Source organism: Lientehia hominis (assembly GCF_021044755.1).
GTDB classification, from domain to species: domain Bacteria; phylum Bacillota; class Clostridia; order Lachnospirales; family Lachnospiraceae; genus Lientehia; species Lientehia hominis.
Genome location: NZ_JAJNOR010000008.1, coordinates 25,396 through 40,451, shown reverse-complemented (window position 1 = coordinate 40,451; position 15,056 = coordinate 25,396). Strand labels below are relative to the sequence as shown.

The 15,056-nt window shown below is 48.6% G+C and carries 11 protein-coding genes; 3 read left to right on the top strand and 8 right to left on the bottom strand.

What is annotated here, in order from left to right:
- Genes LQE92_RS12290 through LQE92_RS12280 form a run of 3 tightly spaced genes read right to left on the bottom strand, consistent with a single transcriptional unit; the run spans position 1 to position 6,428 of the window.
- On the bottom strand, positions 1-243 hold the full coding sequence (locus LQE92_RS12290) for a hypothetical protein (protein ID WP_231063249.1): 243 nt from the start codon (positions 241-243) through the stop codon (positions 1-3).
- Between the two features lie 3 nt (positions 244-246).
- Positions 247-3,825, bottom strand: coding sequence for a response regulator (locus LQE92_RS12285; protein ID WP_231063248.1), 3,579 nt, complete (start codon positions 3,823-3,825; stop codon positions 247-249).
- Positions 3,825-6,428: an EAL domain-containing protein gene (locus LQE92_RS12280; RefSeq protein ID WP_231063247.1), complete on the bottom strand. Its 2,604-nt coding sequence runs from the start codon at positions 6,426-6,428 to the stop codon at positions 3,825-3,827. The genes LQE92_RS12285 and LQE92_RS12280 overlap by 1 nt, the downstream gene beginning before the upstream one ends.
- Before the next feature lie 399 nt (positions 6,429-6,827).
- Between LQE92_RS12280 and LQE92_RS12275 the strand changes: the two genes are divergently transcribed.
- Positions 6,828-7,085 carry a hypothetical protein gene (locus tag LQE92_RS12275; protein WP_231063246.1) on the top strand — a complete coding sequence of 86 codons (258 nt, stop codon included), beginning with the start codon at positions 6,828-6,830 and terminating at the stop codon, positions 7,083-7,085.
- Positions 7,086-7,177: 92 nt separating this feature from the next.
- Here LQE92_RS12275 and LQE92_RS12270 read toward each other — a convergent pair whose 3' ends face one another.
- From LQE92_RS12270 to LQE92_RS12260, 3 genes are all read right to left on the bottom strand, one after another.
- The gene (locus LQE92_RS12270; protein WP_231063245.1) at positions 7,178-7,924 is read right to left on the bottom strand and encodes a phosphotransferase family protein; all 747 of its coding nucleotides are present in this window, start codon (positions 7,922-7,924) and stop codon (positions 7,178-7,180) included.
- A 168-nt stretch (positions 7,925-8,092) separates the two neighbouring features.
- Positions 8,093-8,845, bottom strand: coding sequence for a uridine phosphorylase (gene udp / locus LQE92_RS12265; RefSeq protein ID WP_231063244.1), 753 nt, complete (start codon positions 8,843-8,845; stop codon positions 8,093-8,095).
- Positions 8,838-9,599: a lysophospholipid acyltransferase family protein gene (locus tag LQE92_RS12260; RefSeq protein ID WP_231063243.1), complete on the bottom strand. Its 762-nt coding sequence runs from the start codon at positions 9,597-9,599 to the stop codon at positions 8,838-8,840. The genes udp and LQE92_RS12260 overlap by 8 nt, the downstream gene beginning before the upstream one ends.
- Positions 9,600-9,808: 209 nt before the next feature.
- On the opposite strand from LQE92_RS12260, the gene LQE92_RS12255 reads away from it, so the two are divergent.
- Positions 9,809-10,069 carry a hypothetical protein gene (locus LQE92_RS12255; protein ID WP_231063242.1) on the top strand — a complete coding sequence of 87 codons (261 nt, stop codon included), beginning with the start codon at positions 9,809-9,811 and terminating at the stop codon, positions 10,067-10,069.
- 108 nt (positions 10,070-10,177) lie between these two features.
- Here LQE92_RS12255 and LQE92_RS12250 read toward each other — a convergent pair whose 3' ends face one another.
- Together LQE92_RS12250 and LQE92_RS12245 are read right to left on the bottom strand one after the other, a co-directional pair.
- A complete protein-coding gene (locus tag LQE92_RS12250; RefSeq protein WP_231063241.1) occupies positions 10,178-11,647 on the bottom strand; it encodes an L-fucose/L-arabinose isomerase family protein in 1,470 nt (489 codons plus the stop codon).
- A gap of 170 nt (positions 11,648-11,817) precedes the next feature.
- Positions 11,818-13,536 (bottom strand): dihydroxyacetone kinase family protein, encoded by a 1,719-nt coding sequence (locus LQE92_RS12245; protein WP_231063240.1) that lies wholly within the window; start codon positions 13,534-13,536, stop codon positions 11,818-11,820.
- Between the two features lie 464 nt (positions 13,537-14,000).
- Between LQE92_RS12245 and LQE92_RS12240 the strand changes: the two genes are divergently transcribed.
- Positions 14,001-15,053: a LacI family DNA-binding transcriptional regulator gene (locus LQE92_RS12240; RefSeq protein ID WP_231063239.1), complete on the top strand. Its 1,053-nt coding sequence runs from the start codon at positions 14,001-14,003 to the stop codon at positions 15,051-15,053.
- The last annotated feature ends 3 nt before the right edge of the window (positions 15,054-15,056 follow it).

The window sequence follows — 15,056 nt, the reverse complement described above, 5'->3', positions numbered from 1 at the left end:
TCAGTTTCCTCCCATCAGGTCCTGCCGCAGTTTCTCCGCATTTTGGTATTCCGACCGAATCGCTTCATACAGGTCCGCATAATCACTCCGCTCCTCCCTGTTTCTGAGCGGCTCCACCACTGCACAGACAGCGGCATGCAGCGGTCTCAGTCCCAGGTAAAAAGTCTCGTTTTGCAGAAAACGTGCCATCGTATTCGGATAATCGCCGCCATAGGCTTCAAAGGTTTCTCTAAATCCGGGCATAATTCAGCTCTCCTTCCTGGAGATGAAATGATAGAGCGTCTGATAAAGCCGCTCCGAATCTATCGGCTTGGCCAGATGGGCGTCCATCCCGGCCGCCTTGCTCTTCTGTATATCGTCGTCAAAGGCATTGGCAGTCATCGCGATTATCGGAATCGTCCCGGCGTCCGCATTGCTGAGATGGCGGATGCTGGCGGCAGCAGTCAGCCCGTCCATAAACGGCATCCGGATATCCATCAGGACGGCGTCATAATACTTTTCCGGAGATTTGCTGAACAGCTCCATCGCCCGCAGGCCGTTTTCCGCTGTATCCACTGTGAATCCTTTATTTTTCAGTAGCATCACCGCTACCTCCGTATTGATCTCGTTATCTTCTGCCAGCAGTATACGTTTTCCGCTGAAATCATACTCCTCGGCTTTTTCTTCCCGCTCCTGTTCTTCCTTTTCACCCAGCGCTCTGGAAAAAGCCGATACCAGAATAGATTTGTACATGGGCTTGCTCATCAGCAGATTGACGCCGGCCAGCTTTGCTTCATGCTCAATGGATATCCAGTCGTATGCAGTCATGATGATGATCGTGACCTCCGGCCCTACGATCGCACGGATGCGTTTGGCCGTCTCAATACCGTCCATCCCAGGCATCTTCCAGTCTATCAGAATCATATCATAATACCTGCCTGTGTCCCAAAGCTCCTGCACCCTGTCAACTGCCTTCCGGCCGCTGTCCACCCATTCTGCAACGACGCCCATTTCCCGCAGAGTGACGACCGCGCTCTGGCAGACTACCACATCATCATCTACAACCAATGTTTTCAGATGAGAAAAATTATAATCCTGCTTTTTCGGAAAACGCCGGAGCTTTTCTTCTTCCGAAATGCCGAGCTTTACATCCACAGTAAATTCCGTGCCGATATCCTTTATGGAACGTACTGTGATCGCACCGTCCATCATATCCGCTATACTTTTGGAAATAGCAAGTCCCAGCCCTGTTCCGCCATAAAGCGCCGTAGTACCGATGGACTCCTGAGAAAACGGCTCGAAAATATGGGGCAGGAATTCTTCACTCATTCCGACACCCGTATCATTCACAATAAACCGCAGAGCCGCATCATTTTTGGTCCTGTGCCGCTGCGAGGCAGAAAATGTGACCTTTCCCCCTTCCCCGGTGAACTTGATAGCGTTGCTCAGGATATTCAGAAGCACCTGCTGCAGCTTCATCGCATCACCTATATAGCAGCTGTCCAGCACCGGATCCACAATGCACTCATAATCTACACCCTTAGCTTCCGCTTGGGAATAGCAGATAGAATTGATTCCAGTCAAAAATTCTTCCGTGGGAATCTTCTCATTTTTCAAAAGCATCTTTCCGCTTTCTATGCGGCTCATATCCAGAATATCATTGATCAGAGAGAGCAGGAAACGGGAAGATATGCCAATCTTGGAAATGCAGTCCGCCACCTGCTCATCATCCCCTACTGACTGAGCGGCAATGGTGCTCATACCGATAATGGCATTCATCGGCGTCCGTATCTCATGAGACATGCGGGACAAAAAATCAGATTTGGCCGCGTTGGCCTGCTCTGCCGCTACCAGCGCCGAGGCCAGTTCTTCCTTCTGCCGCTGCTCTTTCTGAACGACATCTGTCACATCACTGCGGGCTACACAGACCCGGCCCAGGCTCTTTTCAATATAAAAGACCTGAAACCGCTTTACTCTCTTATTTCCCTGTTCGTCCAACATCTCAATGACAAAAGAATAGACCGGTTCCCGCGCCAGTCGTTCTTCCATATATTGAAAATCCAATTTTTCCAGATATTCCCGTTTTGCATCTTCATCCATAAACCGGTCTGCAATCAAACGGGCCTCTGCCATAAATTCTCCATGGGGAGATATCTTGTCTTCATCGCGTTCAAAAGAAAGAATCCGGTAAGTGTCCTGACGAATATCTACGTCAGTCAGCCGTTCATGATCCAGTCTCGCGATCTTTTGCAGCAGCTGCTCCTGAATCTTATGCAATGTATTATCTGTAGTATAGAAAAACGCGACTATATCGCGGGTCTCTGGCTCCCGGTAAAGGCGGAAGCTCGTGTTGCTCCAGAACGCGTCCCCGCAGTTTCGGCGGCGCAGAAATTCAAAATGAAAATCTGTTCTGCCCGTTTGATAATCCTCTAATACTTTTTCTCTGATGAGAGTGTCTCGGATTGTTTCTCCATATGACGGATCAACGGCGGAAGCGGCAAAATGCTTTACCAGCTCATCGTAGGTGGTTCCTGCCCGGGCAATGGCCATCTGTGGAATAGAAATATAGCTTTCTGTCCTGTTCTGCGTTACATTCGCTCTTCCCTGGCTGCTTCCTTCCTCTGAAGACAGTTCCACAAAGTAAGCCAGTTCGCGCTCATATAGTTCCCTATTCCGTTCCTGCCGCCGCTTTTCGTCCGAAATGTCTATAAACACACAAAAAAGCTGCGCTTCTTCCTTTTCCTGAAAAAACTGCGCTTTCATGGACACCCACTTTACAATTCCATCCTTACAGATCACACGATTCTCACTGTGAACTGTATTTCCGTGATTCAGCTGGCCGCCGGTCCTTTCTGCCATGCCTGCCAGATCTTCCGGATGGATGACTGCGGACAGCCGGCTTCCCATGGAGGCAAATTCTTCCCGGGAATAACCCAAGAAATCAAACAGGCCGTCATTGGCATCGATCACAGAAAAGTCCGCGTCATACCGGCAGCGAAAAATCGCCCCGGGAATATTATTATAAAGATGCAGAAGCTCATCCCTGATTTTTCTCTGATCCGAGATATCGATACATACTGACACGATAGCCGGGCGGCCATCCTCCGCAGTGATCTTCCGGCCCAGATCATGGACCCATATATAGGAACCGTCTTTCTTCCTCATCCGATATTCCGCAATATATTCGTCTGCACCGGCAAGCTGTACGCTGACCATCTCATCCACAGCTTTCCGGTCGTCCGGATGTATGCAGTTGGAGACCATCCCGCCTATATCATTTATAAAATCTGCCTCGTCTTCATAATCCAGATAGTCCAGCAGCTGACGGTTAATAAAGTAATACGGAAATCCGTCTTCTATGTATCCGCCCATCATACCGCCTGCCATAGAATCATTTAAAAGCTCCTGTCTTTGTTTGGCGATATGTTCCATCACCAGCGTTTTGGGATAATGCTCCTTTCCACGCTGACTGCTCCCCGGCTCCGCAAAATGAAGCCCCTGTATCAGCCAGTCCCCGCTGTCCTGCCTCACCAAATCAAAAAACGCGTGAAGATGCCAGGTATAAAGAGAACTGATAAGCGTAAGCTTTGCAGATATGTTGCATATATGGCCCGCCGTCCGGTATTCATGAACTACATTTAACACACAGGAAAACGGCTCAGTAATCTCCTGGATGTCCTCCTGCACATATGCGGACATCTCTGCTCTGCCGAAGGCATGTTCATCCATCCCTGTACCAAAAAAGCTCACATCCTCTGTAAGAAACGAGACTGTTTTCGTTATATCCCTCTGCTCAAACCATGCACGGCAAAATGCCTGAACAGTGTCCTTTGTATCATACTTCATCAGTCCCGTTCCTCCCATAGGCAGCATCCGCCCTTTCCATTAGCCTTTGCCCGGTACAGAGCCAAATCAACTTTTCTCATCACATCTTCTAAAGCGGACTGTGCTTCCCATATCGCGACGCCCACAGAAACTGTCACTGGCAGACCATCCGCAAAGTGGAAATCTGAAAGGGACCGGCAGATCTCTTTTCCCTTCTTTAAAGCTATTTCACCAGACGGCATAGATTTTATAACAGCCACAAATTCATCCCCTCCGTATCTTGCCAGGATATCCGTCTCTCTGACTTTGGATCGGAGGATCTGGCTGAATTCCTGGATCAGCCTGTCCCCTTCCATATGCCCGAAGGTGTCATTGATTTGTTTTAAGTCATCCAGATCAAAAAGATAAAAAGCAAAGGGGGCCTCCTCTTTCCTTAAAGAGCCGAGAGCCGCTTCCCATCCCCGCCTGTTCAGGACACCGGTCATATGATCCCGGTAAGCTTCCTCCTGCAGATTTTTCTCCCCATTTTGTAAAGAAGCCAGTCTGGTAGCGTGGACCACCCTTTTCCAAAGGCTCTCCTTTGCATGGGGTTTAACGGCATAATCAGCAGCTCCCAGCTCCAAAGCTTTTTTCTCCATCTGAAGATCCGGCCCGCCAGTAACTATAACAGGAATATCCCACACTGCCTTGTTTCTTTTGAGTGCCGTCAACACCGCAAGACCGCCGGCTTCCGGCAATGTAAGGCTGAGGAGAACTGCGGTTATCCGACCCTTGTACGCTTCAGCCGCCTCTAAAGCAGCATCCATGTCCGCCGCCTCTGCCACTTGGAAATATTCCAGAAAAGCCTCCCGGAACTGATTCCGGTAATCTTTGTCCTCGTCTGCGATCAGAAGGAGCTTCTTCTGGTAACCGCTACCTATATCTCCATCGGATTCTTTCCTCTGCTGTTCCTGCTCGTCATCCGTCAGCTGTTCTCTGATCAGATCTTCAAAATCTTTCTCCGGCATCGGCCGCGCAAAAAAATATCCCTGCACATAATCGCAGCCGGTCTCTAAAAGGCGTTCCAGCTGCTCTCTGGTTTCCACTCCCTCCGCCACGACACTCAAGTGCATCCAGCGGGCAAGCTCCATGATAAACCGGAATACTCCCTGATTCGCCGGCTTCACCGTTTCGCTCTGGATAAATTTCATATCCAGCTTCAAAATATCGATCGGCATCTGGTTCAGCATATTCAAAGACGAATAGCCGCTTCCAAAATCGTCCATTTCAATAATAAATCCCAGCTCCCGCAGATGGCTCACGGTCTCAATGATCTGTCCAGGATTTTCCGTATAAGCGCTTTCCGTGATCTCCAGATGAAGTCTCGACGGCGGCAGTCCATATTTTTTGACCGTATTCATCAGGATATCTGCAATGTCCGCATTATAAATATCCGCTCTGGATACATTCACAGAAACCGGAATGGGTGGATATCCTTTTTTATCCCACTCCCGAAGATAGGAACAGGTCTTGTCCCACACGAACTGATCCAGTTTTGTGATAAAGCCATTTTTTTCAAACAGCGGAATAAATTCTGCAGGAGACTGGACCCCCCACTTCGGATGATTCCAGCGGACAAGCGCTTCCGCCCCGGCCAGCTTATCATCCCGGATCCTATATTTGGGCTGCAGATATATTAAAAACTGCTCTTCTTTTAATGCAGATTCCATTTCATCTATGATGGCCTGCTGTCTCAGCAGCTCATCCCGAAGCTTGTCATCATAAGCGGCAAAATACTTACCATACTGTCCCTTGATGCTGCGGGCCGCTAAAAGGGCGCGGTCGCACATCTGCTCTACGCTTACGTTTCGGTCCTCGACAGAATAGATTCCCCACTTCATCACAACATTTTTAGCATTGGGAAGCTGTGAGACTTTTTCATTGATCTGGATAAACATCTCATCTGTATAGGAACCCTCCGGCTCAATCAGGCAGACGAACTGATCCGCGTTCAGCCGTCCATAAGCTCCTCTGGCATTTACGACCTGCCGGTACAGTTCCGCAATCCCACACAGAAGCCTGTCTCCCGCCGGTATACCAAAAACATCATTTATGAGCTTAAAATTCTCAATATCAGAACAGATGATGTCATACCGCCGCTCAGGATTCTGCTGAAGCGTCTCCTTTGCCTTCTGATAAAAGTACTCTTTGCTGTAAAGTCCGGTCAGACGGTCGTACTGGAACTGATTGATCATGGCGGCCGTTTCCCGCAGATGAATGATGCTGGCCACCCTATGTAATATGATCTGAGGTTTATATGGCTTTGCCACAAAATCAGCAGCCCCATGAGACAGTGCGGACACCTCGTCCGCTTCGCTGTCGCTCTGAGTGGTGACAATTACCGGAATAGAGGAAAGAGAAGGATCTGCCTTTGCGATGGACAGGAATGTATAACCATCCATAACGGGCATGATGATGTCCAGCAGAATCAGAGCCACGTCATCCTTATGCTTCTCGAGGACCGCAAGCGCTTCCTGTCCATTCTCCGCATCCAGTACATCATATTCCGAGGACAGAAGCTCGCACAGCATCATTCGGTTGATCTCATTATCTTCTACAACTAAAATTTCCTTTTTTGCAAGCATGCCATAGTCTCCTTTTGACTTCTTACTTAATTTTTATTCTTTATGGACAAAAGGACTTCTCTGAGAAAAAAATAGACGGCGCCCTATATTCACAACTTAAAGCCCCGACAAAAAAAATTCAACTCTGTTCATCCTCGAATCAGTTCCAGTATAACATACAAAATATAAAGATTCAATCGCATGTGGCGTTTCTGTAAGAACCCAGAAAATGATTCCAGAAAACATTTTGTATCATATACCTTTAAAGATCTTTCAAACAAGTTTTCTATACCTGCTCTTTCTTCCGCACCGAAATAAGCGCTCATTTGTTGTGAAAGTCATTGGGGCGGCTCACGGCAGCCCGCCGCCATAAGGCGTGCGGGCTGTGTGGATATCCGCTCCTTTTCTGGAATCTAAGAAATGAATTTTATCCAGTATAGTGCGGCAGGCAGGGCACCGACAGAAAGATTCCGGGCTGGCCTAAAGGCGAGCGCCGCAGGGCAGCGGCCGGTGTTTTCCAGGAGAAGGGAGACAGGAAATCATAAAGATTTTCTGTCGACATGTGAGCGGTACTGCCGGAACGGAGATAAAGCAGCCCCTGCATCGCCAGCGAACCGAAATCGTGACGGTCCGGAACTACTGTCGGTGTTTGACTGGAGCTTAATCGGAATTAGCTAAAATGATTCTTAAAGGTATAATAAAAAACTGCCCTGCGGCGTAGCAGCCGCAAAGCAGTCTCTCTGTTCCATTATCCCATTTTTATCATTTATCTAGTCAGTATCCACCACATTCAGCCAGGACTGCAGTAGTTCTGACTCTTCCGGCCGTTTCTTTGTCAACTGAGCAGCCGCTACCAAAGGAAGCCAGTTCTGTACATAGATCTTCGCCGTACCGGTCCTTTCGCAGAACTGATTCAGATAATAGTACGCCGCATCCAGATTCTGCAAAGCCAGAAGCAGATATGTCCTGGCCACATCAGCGCTGGCGTTTCCCTGTGACGCATGAATCCAGTCCAAAATATACCAGCCGTCTTCTCCCACGATGATATTGGACGGGCAAAAGTCCCCATGGCAAAGCTTCGCGTGATCCGGCATGCTGTTTAACTTCGTTAAAAGCTCATATCTGGTGATATCATTGATGCAGTCCAGACTCTGAATCTGCCGTTTCATTTTACTCTTCAGATTATTCAGGAGAGGCGCCTTTTTCCCAAACATCTCCAGCTGGCAGTCCAACATTCCGTCCACATATTCTTCCAGCTTTTCCGGATGTTCTTCCATCAGCTGCATCAAGGTTCTTCCCTCGATATAATCATATGTGATCGCCCAGCTCCCGTCTTCTGTAAGTCCCACGGAATGAAGCTCCGGCACATGCATCCCCAGGCCTTCCACCAGAGACATATGCATCGCCTCCCGAAGGACCTCAGATTTGGGAAAGCCCTTTTGGAATACTTTCACCGTATAATTCCCTTCCCGATACACATTGTGATTTCCAGATGCGATCAAAATCTTTTCATTCATACTATCACCTCATTTCCACCAAACACTTTTTCTCTTCTACTTTTATTATATCAGCATTTTGTACAAATGATATTAGTAAAAATGACGGAATTATCTTTTTCTATTTGTCTAATATTTTGTTTCTCCTCCTATTTGTTAACTGTCTACTGTCTTCATTTCTCTTTTTTATCAGCGTTCTTTTTCTATTAAAAGTTCTACCGCGTGTACTGCTGCCCGTATCGCCAATGATGTATCATGGCAATGGGGGTCAGAGAGCCCGTTTTTCTTTCTCTCCTGATTCCAGATCACATTGAGGATGCAGCCTGCTCTGACCCCTAAGATCTGGGCTGCGATATACAAGGCGGCACTTTCCATCTCCGACGCCAGGCATCCTGCCTTTATCCACATATCCCATTTTTCTTCCAGTTCTTTTCCACAAGGCATCCGGTCCGGACTGTGCTGGCCGTAAAAGCTGTCCTTGCACTGGACAATACCCAAATGGAATCTGGCGCCCAGATCCATAGCTGCCTGCTCCAGTGCCTTCGTCACCTGGAAATCTGCTACAGCCGGAAAAGCGATGTCCACATATTCTTTTGAAGTGCCTTCCATGCGGACTGCTCCGTTGGCGATCACCAGGTCGCCTCCCATCACCTGTTCCGCCATCCCTCCACAGGTTCCAACACGAATCATGGTCCGGACTCCCGTCTGGTACAGTTCCTCTGCACCAATCGCTGTGGACGGTCCCCCCATGCCGGTGGACATGACCAGGATCCGTTCTCCGGCCAGTTCTCCAACCCAGGAAGTATATTCCCGGTTTTGCCCCAGAAACTCAGGATTCTGCAGATAACCTGCAATCTTTTCCACCCTTCCCGGGTCCCCCGGAAGGATCGCATATTTTGCTCCGTGGCTGTCATCCAACCCAATATGATACATTTTATCCATGATCCTCTCTCCTTTCCGCCTCTAAGCTCTCATCCTGCTGCCAGTCATCGGCATATTTTTTCATGACCGTCTCAATACGCCCTCTCACTGTTTTCGCAATCTCTGTGGAACGCATTCCTTTATAATCTTCATACTGAAGAGGTTCCAGATAATGGAGCTGCACGGTCACTTTTTCTATGGAATGTGTGTCAAACGCTTTGTAGCTGTCAATAACGGCCACCGGGACAATCGGGCATCTGGCATTTATGGCACTTTTAAAGCTGCCTCCCTTAAAATCGAGCAGATGGTTTCCGTCTTTGCTTCTGGTCCCCTCTGCAAATATCAGATAATTGCGGCCCTGTTTCACTTCTTCCGTCATCCGGTTAATCACCCGAAGAGAATCCCGCAGATTTTCCCGGTCAATGCTCTGGGCTTTTAAAAGAAGACGGACCTGCTTCAGCAAAAAAGTATTTTCCACTTCTTTTTTCATCACCACTGTAAAAGGCATTGGAGCGGCTTCCAGAAATCCCAGCACGTCAAAAAGCCCCTGATGATTGGGGAACATGATATAACCTGGATCCTTTGGGAGATTTTCCAGGCCATGAGGTTCGATCACGACCCGGCCCGCACGGTTGGCCCGGATCGTAACACGCTTCAGCAGGGCAAACTTCTCGTCCTCCGTATGTCTGTCATTCCGTCCCCAGCTCCATATTTTGAAAAACCAGACGGGCGCAATATAAAACAGGCGGAGGACCATCAGACAAATTCGTTTCATAAACAGTCCTCAATCTTTAACTGAAATAGTGAAATCTTTACTATTATTCCCAAAAAAGTATACCTTTAAGATATATTTTGCTAATTCCGATTAAGCTCCAGTCAAACACCGACAGTAGTTCCGGACCGTCACGATTTCGGTTCGCTGGCGATGCAGGGGCCGCAATGAGCCGCCTCAATAGCTTTTATAACAAGTGAGCGCTTATTTCGGTGCGGAAGAAAAAGCAGGAGGAACGATCCGGTTCCATCGTAAGGCGAGCGCCGCAGGGCCGTTTGCAGAATCTTCCCGGCCGCAGGAAGGTAAAAACCGAATTTCATGCAGGTTTTTATTGGAATCTGACATGGAAAAATATCAATTTATCCATGTCAGTTGGAAAGGACCGACCGGAGGCCGCAAAGATTCTGGTTACGGCTGCCAGCGAGCTGCCTGGATGGAAGCGGATTTCCTCTTGCCTGGTAAATCAGGCATAGAAAACTTGTTTGAAAGATCTTCAAAGGTATACTATCGTACCCCCGGCCTGCACTTCCATGCAGACCGAGGGTACTGAAATCATACCACCTTTATGAATGTTTTACCAGTCAGGCAAAGGGATTTTCACTGGGATACAGCATGCCCTTAGGCTGATTGAATCCAATATCATCCACTCCCAAATAACGGAATGTGTTATACAGCGCCTTGCCAAAATGACCGAAAGCCACCGCTCCATGATGAGGGAAGTTCTTTTCTACCAGCACATGACGGTAGAAGCGTCCCATCTCCGGTATCGCAAATATGCCGATTCCTCCAAAAGATCTGGTCGCCACAGGAAGCACTTCTCCCTGTGCCACATATGCGCGAAGCCTGCTGTCCGCTGTGCTCTGCAGGCGGAAGAATGTGATGTCGCCGGGCACGATATCTCCTTCCAGGGTTCCCTGAGTCGACTCTTCGGGAAGTGTTCTGGTCATGATAAGCTGATTCTTCATCTCACAGGATACCAGCTTTCCGGAAGAAGTGTTACCGCAGTGGAAGCCCATGAAAGTATCTTTATGAGAATATACATATTTTTTCTTGATCTCTGCTTCATACATATCATCAGGCACGGTATTGTTGATATCCAGAAGGGTCACTGTATCCTGGCTCACAACAGTTCCTATGTACTCACTCAGCGCGCCATATATATCTACTTCACACGAAACCGGTATTCCTCTGGCTGTCAGACGGCTGTTCACATAGCAGGGAACAAATCCAAACTGAGTCTGGAATGCGGGCCAGCATTTTCCGGCGATCGCCACAAATTCTCTTGAACCCTTATGCGCCTCTACCCAATCAAGAAGAGTCAGTTCATACTGGGCAAGACGGCTGAGAACTCCCGGCTTTTTATTGCCGGCACCCAATTCAGCCTCCATCTCTTTTACCACGCCGGGTATTCTCTCATCCTCTGCATGATGCTTAAAGGACTCAAATAAATCAAGTTCGGAATTTTCTTCAATTTCCACGCCCAGATCATAAAGACGTTTTATGGGCGCATTGCAGGCCAGGAAATCCTTGGGCCTGGGGCCAAAGGAGATAATCTTCAGATTTCTGAGTCCTACAACCGTTCTCGCTATAGGAAGGAATTCAAAGATCATATCCGCACATTCTTCCGCTGTCCCCACCGGATATTCAGGAATATAAGCATTGACCTCGCGAAGCTTCAGGTTGTAGCTGGCGTTCAGCATCCCGCAGTACGCGTCTCCGCGGCCTTCCACCAGATCATCTCCCGTTTCTTCCGCAGCCGCCACGAACATTACCGGTCCGCCAAATTCTTTGGCAAGCAGGGTCTCCGGAGTTTCAGGACCGAAGTTTCCCAGATACACTACGAGCGCGTTGCATCCTGCCTCTTTCAGTTCCGAGAGAGCCTTCCTCATGCCAAGCTCTTCTTCTACGCAGGTAGGACATTCAAAAATCTCTCCATATTTTTTCTCATATGCCGCTGCTACAGCTTTTCTCCTGTTGACCGACAGGGTCATGGGGAAACAGTCACGGCTTACGGCCACAATGCCGATTTTGATGTTTGGAACGTTGTTCATTGCAAATTCCTCCCTTTCCTTTTCTGTCATTTCCAATAGGGCGGCAGAGGCCTTTCCGGTCTCCTCCGCCCACTTGAATTTTATGTTTTTCCTTCTCCTGGAAACCGGCTCACAGCCGGGTTGTGGGATACATACGGCATCTGGCTTTTCGTATTAACCAATCTCCTGTGTCAGACTGTCTGATCAAATGCTTCCATGATCAGCATCGCCACCGCTGCCCCGGGATCCTGCAGTGACCGGGAAGCCTCTCCTCTGGTCGCCGCCCTGCCGTGGACTGCTACCATGGATGTCGTAGCCTTAAAGCCTTTCTCCGCCGCCTCTCTCGCGTCATGAGCAGCTTCCTTTACATTTTTTCCTGCATCCTTGGCCGCTTTCATCGCTTCCACCGCGGGAACTATGCCATCCAGGAACGTTTTATCGCCTACCTTTGCTTTGCCCAGGTTCATGACTCCTTCTGTATAGCCCTCAAAAAGCTCTACATATTCTGCCAGACCCAGATCTGTCTTACCTCTCAGACGTTTCCCCGCCTGCATGAGCCCTGAAGCCATCAACGTGCCCATGGTGGAAGGAACCGCAATCGACATAGCTTTTCCCGCCGCATACAGAAGCTTCCCGGAATCAGTTTCTCCGCTTCCATGAACTGCTTTGTAAGCAGCGGCGAAACCATCGGACATGGTCAGGCCCAGATCTCCGTCTCCTACTACGCTGTCCAGATCGATCAGATAATCCTTCTTATCCGCCATTATTTCCTTGACGTTCTTTAAAAAATCAGCCAGAATATTCGTATCCGCTTTTTCTATATTACCACTTTCTCCAGCCTTTTGTGTTGTGCTCTCAGCACATTTTTTCGCGCGTTTTATAGTACCTTCCTCATTCATGCTTCCCTGACGGAAGAAGGGAGTCTGCGCGGGCTTGAGCAGAAGCTGCTCCAGCTCCTCGTCCAGCTTAAGAATCGAGATGGAGACACCGGCCATCTCCAAAGCTGTCGCGTATTCTCCAACATAATATTTCTTTACGTCAATATTTCTTCCTTTCAGAATCTGGTCAATCTTCCTGGTTACAATATACTGCTCATCCAGGGTCGTCGCTCCCAGTCCGTTTACCAGAACAGCTACAGTGCTGCCGTCTATTTCATCAAAGTCACCCAGAATCTTTTCCAGCATCTCTTCTACTATCTCATCCGCGGGTTCCAGCTTGCCCCTGCGGATCCCGGTCTCACCATGGATTCCCATGCCGATCTCCATTTCATCATCACCGATGGAAAATCCGGGATGTCCCACACGCGGAACAATACAGGGTGTCAGAGCTACTCCCATCGTCCGGACGCTCGCCGCAGCCTTTTCCGCTATACGCTTTACTTCATCCAGGCTCATCATCTCGTCCGCTGCCGCCCCCGCACACTTATATACAAAGAAGATACCGGCTACGCCGCGGCGGATGCTCTTCTCGCCGTCTCCAGGGAGAGGACCAGAGGCCACGTCATCGGCTCCCAGTACGCTCTCCACCCGAATTCCATCCTCAAACTCTGCCATCTCGGCCGCCATATCAAAGTTAAAAATGTCTCCGTTATAATTTCCATAAATATAAAGAACACCTGCGCCGGAATCAATAGACTTCGTAACTGCCAGCATCTGTTCAGAACTGGGGGACTGGAACACATCACCCACACAGCAGCCATCCAGCATTCCTCTTCCTACGTAGCCCAGGAACAGGGGAAGATGTCCGGAACCACCGCCCGTCGCAATCCCTACTTTTCCTTCCTTTTTATCAGCCGTGACCAGGCAGCGCAGGTCATTGTTCACATAAGTCACCAAATCAGGATGGGCTACATAAATGCCCTCCAGCATCTCATCCACATAGTTTTCCGGTGCGTTGATTATTTTTTTCATTCTAATCCCTCCGATTTGTCATGATAACTAAAATTTAGTTTCTGTCCACTTAATTTAATTTTATACTAGCAAGTTCTTAAGCACTTGTCAAGTTTTTCCGTCATATTTTATTATTATAATCCTTTATTTCTTTTTTCTTTATACACATTTTCCATATTCATTCTTGTATTTGTTTCTAAATATTTAGTATTTTCTAAATTTTAGTTTCCTTTTTCTAATATTTATGTTATAATATTTAGTGAAACAGTACGTTTTCAAATCAGAGGAGACAGGAAATCATAAAGATTTCTTGTCGACATGTGAGCGGTACTGCCGGAGCGGAGATAAAACGGCCTCTGCACCGCCAGCGAACCGAAATCGTGACGGTCAGAAGCTTTTGCCGGTGTCTAACCGGGACTTAATCAGAAGCAGTTAAAATGATTTCAAAAAGTATTTTATTTTATGGGATCGGAGAGTGCACAGATATGAGAAAAGAACATAAGCTGAAGGATATCGCGGCGGAGCTGGGAGTTTCCCCGGCAGCCGTATCTATTGTGATCAATCACAGAAAAGGGGTCAGCACCGAGACCAGAGCCAGGATATCTGCGGCGCTGGAACAATACGGATATTCAATTGAAAAGAAGGAAGAGGTTTTCGGTGGATTCCGAGACGGAGCTTCTGCTGTCCGGAAGAGCATTCGTTTTTTGAAATATAAAAATTCCGCGATACTCGTAGAGGAAAATGGGAATTTCGTTTCCTCCATAATCGATTCCCTGGAAGAAGAATGCAGGAAGCTGGGCTATCGCCTCGTCATCACTTCCTTCGGCCCGGAAAATAAAGAAGAAATCTACCGCATGGTCTCTTCTGAGCCATTGGACGGCATTGTCGTCCTGGGCACCGAACTGGAAGCGCATGACCTGCCGTTTTTTGAAAAGCTTTCCGTGCCTATTATCCTGGTGGATACTCCCGCTCCGGGGTATTCTCTGAATTGTGTGACAATGAACAATGAGGAGATCGTGGAAAAAGCAATGGACTACTTTTTTTCTCTCGGCCACAGGGACATCGGCTATCTCCACAGTTCCATGAACACCGGCAACTTCAGCGCCCGTTTTCAAGGCTACCAGAATGCGGTCAGCCGGCTGGGGCTTCCCCAAACGGAAGAGCGCATCTATTCCCTCACCCCCTCCATGGCGGGCGCATATCAGGAAATGAGCCGCCTGCTGGACCAGGGCGCCGATCTTCCCGCGGCGCTTCTTGCGGACAACGACATGATCGCACTCGGATGCAGCCGCGCTCTTAAAGACAAAGGCCGCCGGCTTCCTCAGGATTATTCCATCGTGGGCATAGACGACATTTCTTTCAGTGCCATCTGCGCCCCTCCTCTCACATCCGTTCGGGTACCATGTAAAGAGCTGGGCGCCCAGGCAGTCCAGCTGCTCCACTATAAACTGAAAAATCCGGGAACGGCTCCCGCCAAGATTCTTGTGAGCGGAGAGCTGATCATACGGGGCAGCGTGATTCCCGCCGGTGAATCATGATCC

What these genes read in the sequence shown, in the direction of transcription:
- LQE92_RS12285 (WP_231063248.1), bottom strand. Translation starts at nt 3,825, where the DNA reads ATGAAGTATGATACAAAGGACACTGTTCAGGCATTTTGCCGTGCATGG.
- udp (WP_231063244.1), bottom strand. Translation starts at nt 8,845, where the DNA reads ATGGATAAAATGTATCATATTGGGTTGGATGACAGCCACGGAGCAAAA.
- LQE92_RS12290 (WP_231063249.1), bottom strand. Translation starts at nt 243, where the DNA reads ATGCCCGGATTTAGAGAAACCTTTGAAGCCTATGGCGGCGATTATCCG.
- LQE92_RS12275 (WP_231063246.1), top strand. Translation starts at nt 6,828, where the DNA reads ATGAATTTTATCCAGTATAGTGCGGCAGGCAGGGCACCGACAGAAAGA.
- LQE92_RS12250 (WP_231063241.1), bottom strand. Translation starts at nt 11,647, where the DNA reads ATGAACAACGTTCCAAACATCAAAATCGGCATTGTGGCCGTAAGCCGT.
- LQE92_RS12270 (WP_231063245.1), bottom strand. Translation starts at nt 7,924, where the DNA reads ATGAATGAAAAGATTTTGATCGCATCTGGAAATCACAATGTGTATCGG.
- LQE92_RS12260 (WP_231063243.1), bottom strand. Translation starts at nt 9,599, where the DNA reads ATGAAACGAATTTGTCTGATGGTCCTCCGCCTGTTTTATATTGCGCCC.
- LQE92_RS12280 (WP_231063247.1), bottom strand. Translation starts at nt 6,428, where the DNA reads ATGCTTGCAAAAAAGGAAATTTTAGTTGTAGAAGATAATGAGATCAAC.
- LQE92_RS12245 (WP_231063240.1), bottom strand. Translation starts at nt 13,536, where the DNA reads ATGAAAAAAATAATCAACGCACCGGAAAACTATGTGGATGAGATGCTG.
- LQE92_RS12240 (WP_231063239.1), top strand. Translation starts at nt 14,001, where the DNA reads ATGAGAAAAGAACATAAGCTGAAGGATATCGCGGCGGAGCTGGGAGTT.